At 52.0% G+C, this 223-nt stretch carries 1 rRNA gene; it reads left to right on the top strand.

Going from position 1 to position 223, the window contains the following annotated elements:
• Positions 1-223 (top strand): 23S ribosomal RNA (locus tag WFJ36_RS17180); the annotation flags it as partial.

Raw genomic sequence — 223 nt, 5'->3', positions numbered from 1 at the left:
GAAGCGAAGTGATCTATCCATGGCCAGGTTGAAGCGACGGTAAGACGTCGTGGAGGACCGAACCCACTTAGGTTGAAAACTGAGGGGATGAGCTGTGGATAGGGGTGAAAGACCAATCAAACTTCGTGATAGCTGGTTCTCTCCGAAATGCATTTAGGTGCAGCGTTGCGTGTTTCTTGCCGGAGGTAGAGCTACTGGATGGCCGATGGGCCCTACAAGGTTA

The sequence above is a fragment of the Microbacterium sp. MMO-113 genome, from assembly GCF_037148555.1.
Taxonomy (GTDB): domain Bacteria; phylum Actinomycetota; class Actinomycetes; order Actinomycetales; family Microbacteriaceae; genus Microbacterium.
This window is presented reverse-complemented; position numbering and strand designations above follow the sequence as displayed.